Origin of the sequence: Neolewinella xylanilytica (assembly GCF_002934605.1) — a bacterium.
GTDB lineage: Bacteria > Bacteroidota > Bacteroidia > Chitinophagales > Saprospiraceae > Neolewinella > Neolewinella xylanilytica.
In genome coordinates, this window is record NZ_PTJC01000005.1 from 547,855 (window position 1) to 561,636 (window position 13,782).

The 13,782-nt window shown below is 60.5% G+C and carries 8 protein-coding genes; 4 read left to right on the plus strand and 4 right to left on the minus strand.

Annotated elements, in window-relative coordinates:
* Position 1: 1 nt before the first annotated feature.
* Entirely contained in the window at positions 2-820 is an 819-nt protein-coding gene (locus CLV84_RS02210) for a 2,3,4,5-tetrahydropyridine-2,6-dicarboxylate N-succinyltransferase (protein ID WP_104418101.1), read from the minus strand.
* Positions 821-927: 107 nt separating this feature from the next.
* Between CLV84_RS02210 and CLV84_RS02215 the strand changes: the two genes are divergently transcribed.
* Complete coding sequence (locus CLV84_RS02215; protein ID WP_104418102.1) at positions 928-3,873, plus strand: CHAT domain-containing protein; 2,946 nt, start codon at positions 928-930, stop codon at positions 3,871-3,873.
* Here the strand turns inward: CLV84_RS02215 and CLV84_RS02220 are convergent.
* Both CLV84_RS02220 and CLV84_RS02225 read right to left on the minus strand, forming a co-directional pair.
* Positions 3,833-4,429 carry a hypothetical protein gene (locus CLV84_RS02220; protein ID WP_104418103.1) on the minus strand — a complete coding sequence of 199 codons (597 nt, stop codon included), beginning with the start codon at positions 4,427-4,429 and terminating at the stop codon, positions 3,833-3,835. The two genes, CLV84_RS02215 and CLV84_RS02220, sit on opposite strands and share 41 nt — an antisense overlap.
* Positions 4,426-5,289 (minus strand): hydroxypyruvate isomerase family protein, encoded by an 864-nt coding sequence (locus CLV84_RS02225; protein WP_104419487.1) that lies wholly within the window; start codon positions 5,287-5,289, stop codon positions 4,426-4,428. Before CLV84_RS02225 ends, CLV84_RS02220 begins: the two co-directional genes overlap by 4 nt.
* 220 nt (positions 5,290-5,509) lie before the next feature.
* On the opposite strand from CLV84_RS02225, the gene CLV84_RS02230 reads away from it, so the two are divergent.
* The 3 genes from CLV84_RS02230 (at position 5,510) to CLV84_RS02240 (ending at position 12,032) form a co-directional block, all read left to right on the plus strand.
* Positions 5,510-7,345 (plus strand): S8 family peptidase, encoded by a 1,836-nt coding sequence (locus CLV84_RS02230; protein WP_104418104.1) that lies wholly within the window; start codon positions 5,510-5,512, stop codon positions 7,343-7,345.
* 128 nt (positions 7,346-7,473) lie between these two features.
* Positions 7,474-10,299, plus strand: coding sequence for a CHAT domain-containing protein (locus CLV84_RS02235; protein WP_104418105.1), 2,826 nt, complete (start codon positions 7,474-7,476; stop codon positions 10,297-10,299).
* Positions 10,299-12,032, plus strand: a complete 1,734-nt coding sequence (locus CLV84_RS02240; protein WP_170067533.1) for a S8 family serine peptidase — start codon at positions 10,299-10,301, stop codon at positions 12,030-12,032. The genes CLV84_RS02235 and CLV84_RS02240 overlap by 1 nt, the downstream gene beginning before the upstream one ends.
* Before the next feature lie 27 nt (positions 12,033-12,059).
* On the opposite strand, the gene CLV84_RS02245 is transcribed toward CLV84_RS02240, so the two are convergent.
* Positions 12,060-13,769 carry a GMC oxidoreductase gene (locus tag CLV84_RS02245; RefSeq protein ID WP_104418107.1) on the minus strand — a complete coding sequence of 570 codons (1,710 nt, stop codon included), beginning with the start codon at positions 13,767-13,769 and terminating at the stop codon, positions 12,060-12,062.
* Positions 13,770-13,782 lie beyond the last annotated feature (13 nt).

Sequence of the window (13,782 nt, forward strand, 5' to 3'; positions counted from 1 at the left end):
CCTAAACCGCCACGTTATGCTCCCGCAAGGCCGCATTCAGGCTGGTCTTCTTGTCCGTACTTTCCTTACGCTTGCCGATGATGAGCGCGCAGCTCACCTGGTAGTCGCCGGCGGGGAAGGATTTGGTATAGCTACCCGGGATGACGACCGACCGCTCCGGCACCACGCCGCGGTGGGTCACGGGCTCGTCACCCGTTACGTCGATGATGCGGGTGCTCTGGGTGAGGACGACGTTGGCGCCGAGTACGGCCTCCTTACAGACGCGCACTCCTTCCACGATGATGGACCGGGAGCCGATGAAGCAATCGTCCTCCACGATGGTGGGGGTCGCCTGCAGGGGTTCCAGCACCCCACCGATACCGACGCCGCCACTGAGGTGAACGTTGCGGCCGATCTGTCCGCAGCTGCCGACGGTGGCCCAGGTGTCCACCATGGTTCCGCTGCCGACCCAGGCGCCGATGTTGACGTAGCTAGGCATCATGATGACGCCCTGTTCCAGGTAGGCGCCGTAGCGGGCGATGGCGTGGGGGACTACCCGTACGCCCTGGGCGGCGTAGTCGCGTTTGAGCTCCATCTTGTCGTGAAATTCGAAGGGGCCTACTTCGATCGTTTCCATCTGGCGGATCGGGAAGTAGAGCACTACCGCTTTCTTAACCCAGTCGTTGACCTGCCAGTTGCCATCGGTACCGGGTTCGGCTACCCGGAGTTTACCCTTGTCGAGCGCTTCGATGACGGCGTCGATGGCTTCCCGGGTGGTCTTTTCCTGGAGGAGCTCGCGGTTATCCCAGGCGGCTTCGATGGTGTGGCGGAGATCTTGCATCGGTTGATTTGCGGTAGTTGTTGAGCCGGCAAAGATGGCAAATACCGGGCGATCGCCCGAGTTGTCGGGAATCCTTATATTTTTGGTATTCATTCACCCTTCACACTATGCAACCGTTAGTGCGGCTGCTTTCGTCCGTTGTTGTCTTTGCGGTCCTGGCCATCGGCGGACTGCCCGCCCAAGAACTGCCGGTAGTGGAGCTGATTGCCGGGGGAGCGCACGAGCTGGCGGAATCCCGGCTAGCCGAATCTTCCGACCGGATGCTACTGCTGCAGGCGGGCTTAGCCTGGTCGGAGCAGGACAGCACCGAAAAGGCATTGCGTTACCTGCGTCGCGCCACCGAAGGACCGAATGGCGTACCCGTGATCGATAGCCTTACCGGCCTGGCCTTTCACAAAATGGGGGTAGTTGCCTACTATGCCTACCAGGATAGCCTGGCCGCGGTGTACTACCGGAACGCCATGCGGATACGGGACCGGGTACTGCCCCGCTATCACAACGAGCGGGCCCACAGCCGCACCAATCTGGCCACCGTAATGAACCTGCTCGGCCGATTGGATACGGCGATCGTACTGGTGCGGGAAGCTAATATCATCTACGAAAACGTCAGCGAGCCCGACAGCCTGAACTGGCTGCGAAATCTGAATCAGCTAGGGGAATTCGCGGAGGCGTCCCGGCATTACCGCTTAGGGTACAGCTCGAGTTACCGGGCGGTGGCCCTGCTGGAGCGCATGCAAGTCGACCCCTACGATGCCTTCTACACCTATTACCGGGCGGCCGAGGTGCTGCTTCGCCTCAATGAATTGGTGCCGGCGGCGGAGTACGCCCGTAAGGCAATTACCTACGCCACCCGGGCGGGGGAGGCATCCGATTTGGCCGATGCCCACAATATGCTGGCCATCGTGCAGCGGGAATTGGAGCAACTCGACGACAGCCTCGAAAACCTCCTGCTGGCGGAGCAGTACGCCCGTCAGACCGAGGATACAGCTACGCTAGGCATCGTATACCTCAATCTGGCGGAGTACTACGGCGGGGAAGGCGACCGCGACCGGATGGAGCGGTACGACCGGCTTGCGCACCGGTTCCTGGCGGCCGGCGGTTCATTGGAAAGCTACTACCGCAGCGAGAAGGTGCCGGCCATTCTCCTGGGATGGGGAGATGCGGAAGCCGCGTTGCGGTTGCTCGACGACCGCCTCGCGTATCTGACCGATGGCCGCATTGACCGCATCGGGGCGGAGTTGAATTCCCTGCCGCCGGACAAGCTCATACCCGTTATCGATATGCTCGGCCACCGGGCGGCGGCCCATGGCGCGCTTGCCCAACCCGACCGGGCCCTGGCGGATTATCGGGCCCTATTCCGCTTACAGAACCGGCTGCGGGAGGGCGTGATCGACAACGAAAGCCGGGGCTACCTTAGCCAGGACCTGCGTGGCTTTTACGATCGGGCCATCGCCCTGCTACTGGAGCGGTACCGTGCCGGTGGGAACGAGGAAGATATCTGGGAAGCCTTTCGACTGAGCGAAGGAGCACGGGCTTACACCCTGTTAGCCTCCCTGCAGCGGAATTTCCAGCGGATCCCCCCTGCCGTCCGGCAATTACAGGAGGAGATTTCCCGGCTGGAACGGCTGGTAAGTCTCGGAGCGGATAACAGCCGGGAGGCACTTGCCGCCGCCCGCATCAAAATGGACCGGCTGCAACCTTCCGAAGTCACTTCGGAGCCGGTTGATTTACCGATCAGGCGGGAGGCTCTGGCCACTTTTCTGCGGGAGCAGGATTGTCATTTGCTGGAGTACCACCTTTCGCCGGAGGGCAGCGTGGTGTTTTTATTTGGGGCGGACGGGCGGTTGCGGGTGGCATCCATCCCCGCGGATTCGCTGCTCGACGACCGGGTCCACACCTGGCGAACCGCGATCGAGGACAGTAGGTACCGGCGGAAATCCGTGACTACGCGTGAAGAACAAACGGAGCTGGACCGGCGCTTTCTGGAAACGGGACGGCAGCTTGCCCTTCAGGTGTTGCCCGCGGATTTCCGGGAAATATTGCTCCTGGGCTCCGGCGCCCCCCACCCCCGGCTCTGCATCGTGCCCGACGGAGTGCTGAATTACCTGCCCTTCGCAGCCTTACCCCTGGAGGATGCCCCGCTGCCGCTCGATTATCGGAACCTATCGTACCTCCATGCCTCCGCCGATCTTAGCTACGCCTACAGCGCCGGCTACCTGCTGCGGGTAAGCGGAACCGCCGGTCGCGACTACGCCCGGGACCTGGTTGCTTTCGCTCCCTCCTTTTCCGGGGAACATCCGGAGGCGGCTAAAAGTCAGGGGGCCGGTAGCCTGTTGCGGTCTAATACCGCCTTGGGGCCCCTACTGCACAGCGCGGAGGAAGTGCGGTTGGTCGCGGGGCTGATCGGGGCGTCGCGGGCCTATTTCGACCGGGAAGCCAATCGGGAACAATTTCTTGCCAGCCTCGGGGAGGGAAGAATCCTGCACATTTCCAGCCACGGATCCGTAGACCCGCTGGATCCTAATTTAAGTTTCGTGGCCTTCTCCCAGACCGGTGACCGGCTGCAGCAGGATCAACTGCTGTACTTCAACGACCTCTACGGGCTACCCGTCAACAATGAACTCACGGTGCTTTCCGCCTGTGAGACGGCCCTTGGGAAAGTGGCGATCGGCGAGACTACCATGAGCTTCGCGAGTGCCTTCGCGGCCGCGGGTGCACGAAGCACCCTAACCACCCTGTGGCAGGTGGACGATGCGGCGACGAAAGACCTGGTAGTCGCGTTCTACCGTCGGTTGGTTAGCGGAGCAAGCCGGTTGCTCGCGCTCAACGGAGCGCAAACGGACCTCCGGGAAACCGAAGATTACGCGCATCCGTATTATTGGTCGTCGATGACCCTTTACGGAGCATCCGGCCCCCTGTTGCTACAAGGAGGGAACGATGACCGGCTGCCCTGGTGGGCCTGGTTGGTGATCGGGCTATCGGTGATCACCGTCATCGGATCGTTCCTTCTCGTTATTCGACGGGCCGATGCAAACCAGAACCCCTTAGGGTAGACAGCCGGGTACGGATGGCCTTCCAGTGTACCGGGAAGAAAAAGACACGCAGGAGCTGAATGGGCGGTTGCCCCCCGGATTCTACGGTAATTTTGTCTTCTTCCAGCTTGACCTCCTCCACGTTAAATAAGGCCACCTCCCGCGGGGAGCCGAAACCGGTCTTGGCCCGAAGCGACAGACCGTCTAACCGGACCCGAAACAGATTACGGGTGACCAGGGTAAGGAAGACCGGGACCAGCAGCAGCGTGGCGGGCCCGAGGTACAGCCCCGTAATCCAGGCGTAAATCAGGTAGGCGGGAATGCCGAACAGGCTGAGCAGCAAGACGAAGAGGCTGGCGTTCCGCATGGGGTAGAAATACCCGGCGCGGTAGTCCCGTAACATGAGGTACAACTCGGTCGACACGGCCACCAGCACCGCGATGGCCAGGAGGGAGGCAAGCGTGAAGCTCCACGAAGGCGTGCTTTGGGGGTAGAAGCGGTAGGCTACGACTACGAAGAGGACCAGGATGACGCTGCCTACGTCCGCCAGCCATTGGTAGGGTGGCCGGTAGCTCATACCTCACAGATGCGAAGTCCTTCCGCGAGCGCTTTGATTTTGTCGTCGTAGGAAGGAACGAACTCCTGGGCGATATAGCCGTCGAAACCCGTTTCGTGAATGGCCCGTACGATGGCCGGGTAGTTCAATTCCTGGGTATCGTTGATCTCGTGGCGACCCGGTACGCCACCCGTGTGGTAATGGCCGATGTAGGGGTGGTACTTGCGAATGGTGGCGATGACGTCTCCTTCCATGATTTGCATGTGGTAGATGTCATAGAGCAATTTGAAGCGGTCGGATCCGATCATTTCCCCGAGGGCGGCCCCCCACTGGGTACGGTCGCACATGTAGTCGGGGTGGTTGACCTTGCTGTTGAGCAGCTCCATCTGAAGCGTGACGCCGGCGTCTTCGGCCAGCTTGACCATGGGGCGTAGCCCGGTAGCGCAGTTGATCATGCCGTCGTAGTCGCTCATGCCGCGGCGGTTACCGCTCATGACGATGACGCTGGGAATACCGTGGTCGGCGGCGTCGCGGATGACCTTGGTATATTGCTCCTGTAGCTTCTCGTGGTTCTTGGGGTCGTTCCATCCGTCCCCGATGCTGAAGTCGCCGTGAGTGCCCATGGCGCAGGTCATCCCGTAATTCTTGAGTACGGGCCACTGATCGACGGTCGTCAGCTCGATGCTTTTGAGGCCGATGTCCTGGCCACGCTCCGCTAGTTCCTCCAGTGGCATGCCCTGGTAGCACCAGAGGCAGGTACTGTGGTTGGTGGTGGCGGCTCCGAGGGGGGCGGTAGCCGCATCCGTAGCGGCCATGGCGTTGCCGATACTGAGCGTTCCGATTCCGAGCGCGGCGTTTTTGAGGGCGGTTCGACGATTCATAAGGAAAAGATCTTGCATGATGATTGACGCCGGACAAGATACGGAATTTACCCTGGGCGAACTCCCCTACACAGCGTACAAGGTTGGGGGATAAGGCGTGATTTTGATAAAAAACACCACTATATTGTAACAGCCTATCCCCCCACCGTATAGAAAGTCGAATTCGTATCCCCGCATACCGGGCCTACAAAGCTATCTCCGTTATCAAAGACACTCAAGCATGAACGTGCACACACCTTACTGTTGGTTTTTCTCCCTTTGCCTGATCGTAGCCGTATCTGGCTGCGAGCCGGTAGCGGATCCTGAACCCGCGAGCTGCGACTATTCCACCCCCCAGTTGGCCTATACCCCCGCGGGGGCCTGCGAGCCGAAGTTGGTCTGGCTACGGGCACTCTCCCGTCCCCAGGAGGGCAAGTTTCCCGAGCTGCCCGCGAAGTGCGATCAGGCGGGAGAACTGGGCCGGATAGTGGAGGTGCCCGCACCGCCCCGTTCCGGTGGCTTTACCTTGCACGTGTACAACGGATCGGAAGCCTACGCCTACGTTCAGGTGTTCGGTGCGGAGAGTTGTGTAGGTGATTTCGTGCCGCTTACGGACTGCGTGGCGGACAACCGCGTCGGGTTCAAGGTTCCGGTCGTCATCGATGCGGACTATGAGCGCTATTTCGTCCGCATCGACCTGGCAACGTCGGGGCCCGATGAGGACTACAAAGCTTACTTCGGTAGCGAAGACAACTTCGTGGCCCTGGCCGCTTACGACGGACGGCAGCCCTCCTTCGCGGGTCGAATGGAGTACAATAAGCGAGAGAACCAAGTGCCCGGTCAGGCGGTCGTGCCCCCACCCACGCTGCCGGTCAGCTGCACCGGACTCACCTTTCACCGCCTCATTTTCAGCAGCTGTGGTTCCGGCCAGGACTTGGCCGCCTGGGCCGACGAGATGGGACTTCCCGTCAGCGAAGCTTACGGTGGTAAGGAGGGAAGCGTAGTGGCCGCCGACGCGCCCGAGGGAATGTCGCTGCAAACAATCGGTGGGGCGGCCAAGCAAAAGCGGCCGTCACAGGATACGACCGGTACCTCAGTGGAGCCGGACTACATCATCAGTCTTTTCAACCCCGACGATCCCAACAACTACTTCTCGGGCGACCTGGAACGGATCACCCTGAAAAATGAGAAAATCCAGAACTGCGTGGCTTTCAAGCCGACGGCGGTCAGCACCTCCGACGAAGAGCAGGTTATCGTCAGCATCATCGATAGCGGGGTCGACTTTTCTCCCGCTAACCTGGACTACTGGAATGCCACGAAGTACCGTCAGGCGGTGAAAACCAACTTCATGCAAGCGGGTCAGCTGGGTTTTGATTTCATAAACAATGACGTCGAACCGGAGGACGTATCCCCCCATGGCACCTTCGTGGCCGGTGCAGTGGTCGGCGGATACCGCGGCAGCGCACCCCTGACCACCATCAATTTTAAAATCTTCGGTGCCGATAAGGCGGCTACCTACTTCGGTGCCCTGGTTGCCATCAACGAAGCCATCGCCCTCAACAGCGATGTCGTTAATATGAGCTGGGGCTTTTATTCCAAGGAGCGGCCGGCCGCCCTGGAATGCCTGGTCAAACAGGCGGCCGATCGCGGGGTCGTACTGGTGACCAGTGCCGGCAACGAAGGCAATAACATCCACAACGTCCGCCAGTGGCCTGCCTCCTTTGCCGCCGACTATCCGGAGACGGTGGTATCGGTAGCCTCCTACGCGTTCGAGAACGAGACGATCGATCCCACCAAGGTCATACTGACCGACTTCTCCAACCGGGGTATTCCGGACGTGGCGGTCGCCGCATTTATGACCACCGAAACACCGAACTATGGAGGAATCGGAACGGGCTACTTCCTGGGCACCTCCATTTCGACGCCGATCGTGACCCGCACCCTGGCGAATCTGGAATCGGCGCGTCCGGCCGACGTGAACCATCTGCAGGGCCTATATGATCAAGGACCGCAGTTATCCGGCCTGGTCTTCAAAGAAGCTTACCTGCCCGTTTGCCTGGAAGGGTACACCCCCTAATTGGAATGTAGCGGCCCCGCTGCCCCGGCAGATTCAGTCACTGCTCCCGGGGTTAGCGGGGCACCACCGTGTCAGGAGTTGTCACATCCAAATGCTATATTAGTAACGCCTATCGCCCGCTTTGACCCATGCTATTCCCCCGCTTCCTCTTCTGGCTGATTTTCGTGCCGTCCCTACTCGCTGCTGCGACCGGGGGCGGGCAAGATAGAGGGGAGCATATCCGGCAAGACTCCGTCCGTCTCGGACACTTCGCCCGGGGGGAAGCCGCAAAGGCTGCGGAAAAGGATAGCGTGGCCCGTATCGCGTATTTGCTCAGTACCCGTGATGCGCACGGGAAGGAAATACCGGACAGCCTGACCGGCCTTGCGCTACACCACATAGCTACCATGTATATGAATGCCTGGCAGGATACTTTAGCCATGCCCTTCTTTCGTCGGTCGCTGGCCATCCGAGATAGCATATTCCACGGGCCCCATAACCAGCGGGCGCATATCCGCACTAATATGGGGATGTCGATGCTGTACTACGGTAAGCCCGATTCGGCGGCTATCCTGATCCAGGAAGCCAACGCCATCTACGAATCGGTCGACCACCCCGACAGCCTATACTGGCTCCAGAGCCTGAACGAGCTCGGCGACCAGGCGATCAGGTCGGACGACTACGGACTTGCCTACAGTTCCAGTTACCGGGCGGTAGAGCTTTGTGAACAACTTTCCGACCTGGACGGTGCCGACAAATTTGCCACTTACTACCGTGCCACCCGCATTCTCTTTCACTTCTATGACTTTGAGGCAGCGCTCGGTTACGGTCATCTGGCACTGCAGGCCTTGGAACCAGACGCCATCGAAAACCGGGCACTCTGTATGAACCTCATCGCGCTGATCGACCGCCAGCTCGGTAACCACGACCGTAGCTATCGCTTGCTTCGGGAAAGCCTGCGTTTGACGGGCGCCCAACCGGATGAGTACGTGCTGGCCCGGGCCAACGCCCTGCTATACCTGGCGGAGCACTACGCGATGACCGGTGACGTTGGGCGCAGCCGTTATTACGATGGATTGGCACGTACCGCCTACGCCGAATTCAATGCGCTATCGACCTACCACAGCCGGTTCCAACTGGCGATGTACGCCTTTCGCGACAAGCAATACACCATTGCGGAAGACCGCCTGAATCGCTCACTGCACTTCCTACGGGCACAAAAGGAAGGGAGCTCTTCCGGCAATATCGTCCAGATTGCCCAGCGCCTCTTGCTGCGGGCCCGGGTATATGCGGCTAAGGATGATCCGGACCGCGCACTCACGGACCTGCACGAGGCTTTCGGTTTGCAGGACAAGTTGCGCAGTGAGTTTACGGACCCGACCAGCCAGCGCTTTCTGAGCGGAGACTTACGCAAGGAAATAGACCTGGCCGTCGAGCTGCATTACCGTCTGTACGTAGCGGAGGGAGACGACCGACAACTATGGGAAGCGTTCCGCCTGAGCGAACGGGCCCGAGCCTTTTCGCTCTTGGTCAGCATGGGAAAGCGGGTGAATAGCCGGGAGGAATCAACCATTAAGGGGGCTATTGCTAAACTGGAGCGGCAAGTGGCTCGGGGAGATTCCGCCCACCAGAGTAAACTGGAGGCCCTGCGCATCAGACTGGCCGGTATGCAACGGGCTAACCATCCCGATGCCCGGGGCGTGGAGCCTCTCGATTCCACCCGCCTCATCGGCTATCTGGACCGCCATAGTACCCAACTGCTCGAATATCACCTTGCGGATAGTTTACAACTGGCCTTTCTCCTTTCCCCCGACGGAACCCTACGGGCCTTCCCCCTCCCGGTAGATACTAGTTTACTGCAGGAGATCGCGGAATGGAATAAGTCCATCGTCAAGAGTGCGTACCGGCGAAAGAGCCTACGGCCGAAGCCGGAACAAGACTCACTTGATCGCGTTTTTTGGGCGCGGGGTTGGGGCCTCACCCGACAAGTCATGCCGGAAGAACTTAGAACGGCGCTGGATCCCGAGCTTGCCCTTTGCATCGTCCCCGACAGTGCCCTGAATTACCTCCCCTTCGTCGCGCTGCCCGTCGAGGAACCGTCGGCCGGTCCCATCGATTATGGCGCAATGTCTTACTTCCAGGATAGCCACGCCGTTTCCTACGCCTACAGTGGGGCGTACCTGACCCGCGTGGAAATGCAGCCGGCCAGAGCCTACCCGGTAAACCTCATGGCCTTCGCCCCCGGCTTCGGCAAGGTAGGACCGCTGGCCGCCGCACGAAGCGGGAGGGAGGGGGAGCCTCTTTCCGCCCTGAATTTTAATCAGGAAGAGGCCCGCACCATTGCCGGCATGCTTCCCGGCTCGGAGGTATACTGTGATTCGATGGCTAGCCGTGCAAGGTTCCTGGCCAGCGTTGGTCAAAGCCGCATTCTTCACTTGTCGACGCATGGTCTGGTGGATCCTCAGCATCCCGAGTTAAGCTTCGTTGCCTTCAATCAGCCGGCCGGGCGATTGGATGAAGACGAGCTGCTCTACTTCAACGACTTGTATAATCTGCCGATCGACAATGAGCTGACGGTCTTGTCTGCCTGCGAAACCAGTCTCGGGCAATTGGCACGGGGCGAAGCTCCCCTCAGTTTTGCTGCCGCCTTTGCCTCCGCCGGGGCCCGGAGTACGCTGACTACACTCTGGGAAGTGGATGACCGGGCCACCAGAGACTTTATGATCGCGTTCTACCAGGAGCTAAACCGGGGCCGGGGAAGGCTTACGTCGCTCGTCTCCGCCCAGCAAGCCCTGCGATCCACCGATTACTTCCATCCCTACTACTGGGCCGCCCCGTCGCTCTACGGTCTTACCGGAACCATTGACTCCGCGGCACCGGCCCTGGCGGCAGGGATTGGCCGGAGATGGTCCTGGTTGGCCCTTACCGGCTTCGCACTGGTTGTCCTGCTATCGTATTTCTACAAACGTACCTGATGTATACTATGACCGCTTACGAGAAATCCACGCCGCGCCTTACCTACAGCGATCCCGAGCAGGGGGAGCACCCCCGGCTCACCCGTTTTGACCGCCTCGAAGATCAAGCGGAGGGTAAGCCGCTACCCATTCACGACGATAAGCCGGTAGCACGCCGCTATCGGGTACTGATGCTGCCCCGTACGGATGCCGGCGAAGTTTTCCTGCACGTCTACAATACTACTCAGTTAGGCTTGCGGCTTCGCTATTACGGCCTTAATCGTGGCGGATCGATCGAGCCCCTGCCCGGATGCGACGAGATTGGCGGGGTGCTTTCCCGTTTGCCCCTGCGGCTGGCGGACGGTTTCGACGCTTACCTGGTACGCTTCGGGATCGGGCTCGGGAAGGAGGACGACCAAGTAAAGCTGGGGGAGCTCGACTATTTTTCCGTCGCCGCCTACGCGGGCAAGGAGCCGGTTTCGCCGGGGGGGATCCGCCTGGCCCGGCCGGACCGCCCCAAAGGAGAGGGCGACTATCTCCCCTTCAGCCACAACGGTCGCTCTTTCCAGCGACTGGTCATCAGCACCTGCGATCCCGGGGAGGACATCCGGTCGCTGGCCAAGGCTACCGGACTGGAAATGGCGGAAACCTATTTCGGAAAGCTCGGCAGCGTCATCGCGGTGGGCGTACCTCCGGGGATGTCGCTCAACACCGGGGTAGATACTACTCAGGTGATCCGGCAGAAGGGGCATTCCGGGGAGGGCAACGTAAGCGAGGATTATATCCTTAATCTCTTTTCGCCGAAGGAACCGACGACTGCCCGGCCGGGCTTTACCGAGAATACGGATGAACCCGCCGACGGGGCCACGGAATTCCGGCCGCCCCACCCGCAGCAATTCGACTGCGATCAACAGCCACTCACGGTGGCCCTCATCGACAGCGGCATCGATTACGGCTCCGCCAATGCGACACACTGGAAATCCACCCGCTATGAGCGGGGTTCCGATACCGAATACATCACCCCCGGCCGGTACGGTTACGATTTTATTCGCCGGCAGGAAGAACCGATTGATGAAGCGCCCCACGGCACCTACGTGGCGGCTACGGTGCTGAATCAATACACGGCCGCTCGCCCGCTGCAGCTCCTCCATATGAAGGTATTTGGCGCGGAGGGCATTGCCTCCTACTTTGGCTCGCTGGTGTCGATTTACGAAGCCACGCTGGCCGGAGCGAAAGTGATCAATATGAGCTGGGGCTTCTACCAACAGGAGGAGCCACGGGCTCTACATTGTGCCATCAAGACGGCCGCCGACCGGGGCGTATTCCTGGTCGCTTCCGCGGGCAATGACACGGAAAATCTCGATGCGGTACCCCAGTGGCCGGCCGGCTTCGCGGATGATTTTCCCTGCAACCTGGTTACCGTCGCGTCCTATTGGTATCCCGATCCGAGCAATCCCGACCCCGCTTCCATAGAACTGACCAACATCTCGAATTACGGGCAATGGGAAGTTCCGGTGGCCGCCTTCCTTACCTCACCGGTACCGCGCTTTACTACCGGCGAGACGCATTTTCCCGTGGGCACCTCCATCTCGGCGCCGATCCTGGCGGGGCAGCTGGCCAACTGGTTGGCGGACAACCCGGCCGGCAGCCTGTCGCGGTTCCGGAAAGAATTTTACCGCAACACCCCTTCGTTGGCTTCCGCCGTTACCCGCGGTAGCTATCTCCCCCACCTTGCAGGTAGCGTGGAGGTGTAGGGCGCCGGCGCGCGGGAACATTGAAGGCTACAAATTCCGCCGATTTAACTCCTTCACAGCATGATCCACCGCCCGCGCGGTAAGGGCCATATAGGTAAGACTGGGGTTCACGCAGGACGCACTGACCATCGCCGAACCATCCGTAACGTACACGTTGGGGCACTCCCAGAGCTGGTTGTGCCGGTTCAGCACGCTGGTTTTGGGGTCTTTGCCCATCCGGGCCGAGCCCATTTCGTGAATGGCAAAGCCCGGGTGGGCCTCGGTGCGGCTGATGCGAATGTCCTTCGCACCGGCGGCTTCCAACATTTCGGCTCCGGCGGTGGCCATATCGTCACGCATCAGGCGTTCGTTTTCTCCGAAGGCGACGTCCATGGTGAGGGTGGGCAGGCCATCCTTATCCACCACATCTTCGTTTAGGGTGACGCGGTTGTCCGGGTTGGACAGTCCCTCCCCGAAGGCCGTCATCCCGATCGACCAGCCGCCGGGGGCCAGTAGTTGCTGCTTGAGCTCGGGGCCGGGGCGTACGGCCGTTTCCCGTACGAGCCGCCACCAGCCGTCGCGGTTGGCACCTCCCTGGTAACCGAAGCCACGCAGGTAGTCGCGCTTGGTATCCGCGCCACCCAGATTGACGAAGCGGGGGATGTAAAAGCCGTTGGGGCGACGGCCCTTGGTGGTTTGGTCTGCGTAACCTTCCATCTGTCCGGAAATACTGATCCGGTGGTGGTGATCCATGATGTTGCGGCCTACCTGGTCGCTGTTGTTGCCCAGCCCGTTTGGCTGGGTTCGGGACTTACTGGCCAGCAGGATCGCCGCCGTATTGAGGGTGGATGCGTTCAGGAAGAGTACGCCGCGACTGAAGTATTCGACCTCCTCCCCGGTGTCCGTATGCTTTACAGCTACGCCGGTGGCCCGCTGGGTGTCGGGATCGAAGAGCACCTGACGGACGGCGGCGTGGTTGATCAAGGTCATGTTTCCCGTCGCATCCGCTACGGGAAGGGTAGCCGAATTGCTGGCGAAGTAGCCGCCGTAGGGGCAGCCGCGGATACACCGATCGCGATACTGGCAGTCGCCGCGGGTGCCGAGGTGTACGTTGGGGTCGTAGGCAGTAAGGTGGGCGGCCCGGCCGGGCGTTACGCGGCGGTGGGCGAACGCTCCCTGCACTTTTTCACGGAAAACCTCTTCGACGCAGTTGAGGGGCATTTCGGGCAGGAAGGGGCCGTCGGGTAAATGATCCAGGTTTTCCGGGCGGCCGGAAATGCCGACAAAGCGGCTTACGTAATCGTACCAGGGTTTGAGTTCGGCGTACCGGATTGGCCAGTCGATGGCAATGCCGTCGCGAACGTTAGCGGTGAAGTCCAGGTCGCTGAGGCGGTAGCACTGCCGCCCCCACATGAGGCTGCGTCCGCCGGTGTGGTAGCCCCGAATCCAGTCGAAGCGGCGCTTCTCGGCGTAGGGGTACTCGTCGTCCTTGACGAAGTGATGCTTGGAACTTTGCCGTAGCACGTAGTCCTTGCGGGCGAGCTTGGGGTAGTGGGCTTCTTTCTCCTCGGCGGGCACCTGGTCGTTGTAGGGAAGGTCCCAGGTATCCAGGGTAGCGGTAGGGTAGTCACCGTGGGCGATGTGGCGCCCCCGCTCGAGTACGAGGGTTTTGAGTCCGGCGCGGCAAAGTTCCATGGCGGCCCATCCGCCGCTGATTCCGGTGCCTACGACGATAGCGTCGTAAGTGTTTGCTTCCATTCCTTTCACGTGG

Excerpts from the sequence above, each read along its gene's own strand:
- CLV84_RS02245 (WP_104418107.1), bottom strand. The coding sequence starts at position 13,769 with ATGGAAGCAAACACTTACGACGCTATCGTCGTAGGCACCGGAATCAGC.
- CLV84_RS02235 (WP_104418105.1), top strand. The coding sequence starts at position 7,474 with ATGCTATTCCCCCGCTTCCTCTTCTGGCTGATTTTCGTGCCGTCCCTA.
- CLV84_RS02225 (WP_104419487.1), bottom strand. The coding sequence starts at position 5,289 with ATGAATCGTCGAACCGCCCTCAAAAACGCCGCGCTCGGAATCGGAACG.
- CLV84_RS02215 (WP_104418102.1), top strand. The coding sequence starts at position 928 with ATGCAACCGTTAGTGCGGCTGCTTTCGTCCGTTGTTGTCTTTGCGGTC.
- CLV84_RS02220 (WP_104418103.1), bottom strand. The coding sequence starts at position 4,429 with ATGAGCTACCGGCCACCCTACCAATGGCTGGCGGACGTAGGCAGCGTC.
- CLV84_RS02240 (WP_170067533.1), top strand. The coding sequence starts at position 10,299 with ATGTATACTATGACCGCTTACGAGAAATCCACGCCGCGCCTTACCTAC.
- CLV84_RS02210 (WP_104418101.1), bottom strand. The coding sequence starts at position 820 with ATGCAAGATCTCCGCCACACCATCGAAGCCGCCTGGGATAACCGCGAG.
- CLV84_RS02230 (WP_104418104.1), top strand. The coding sequence starts at position 5,510 with ATGAACGTGCACACACCTTACTGTTGGTTTTTCTCCCTTTGCCTGATC.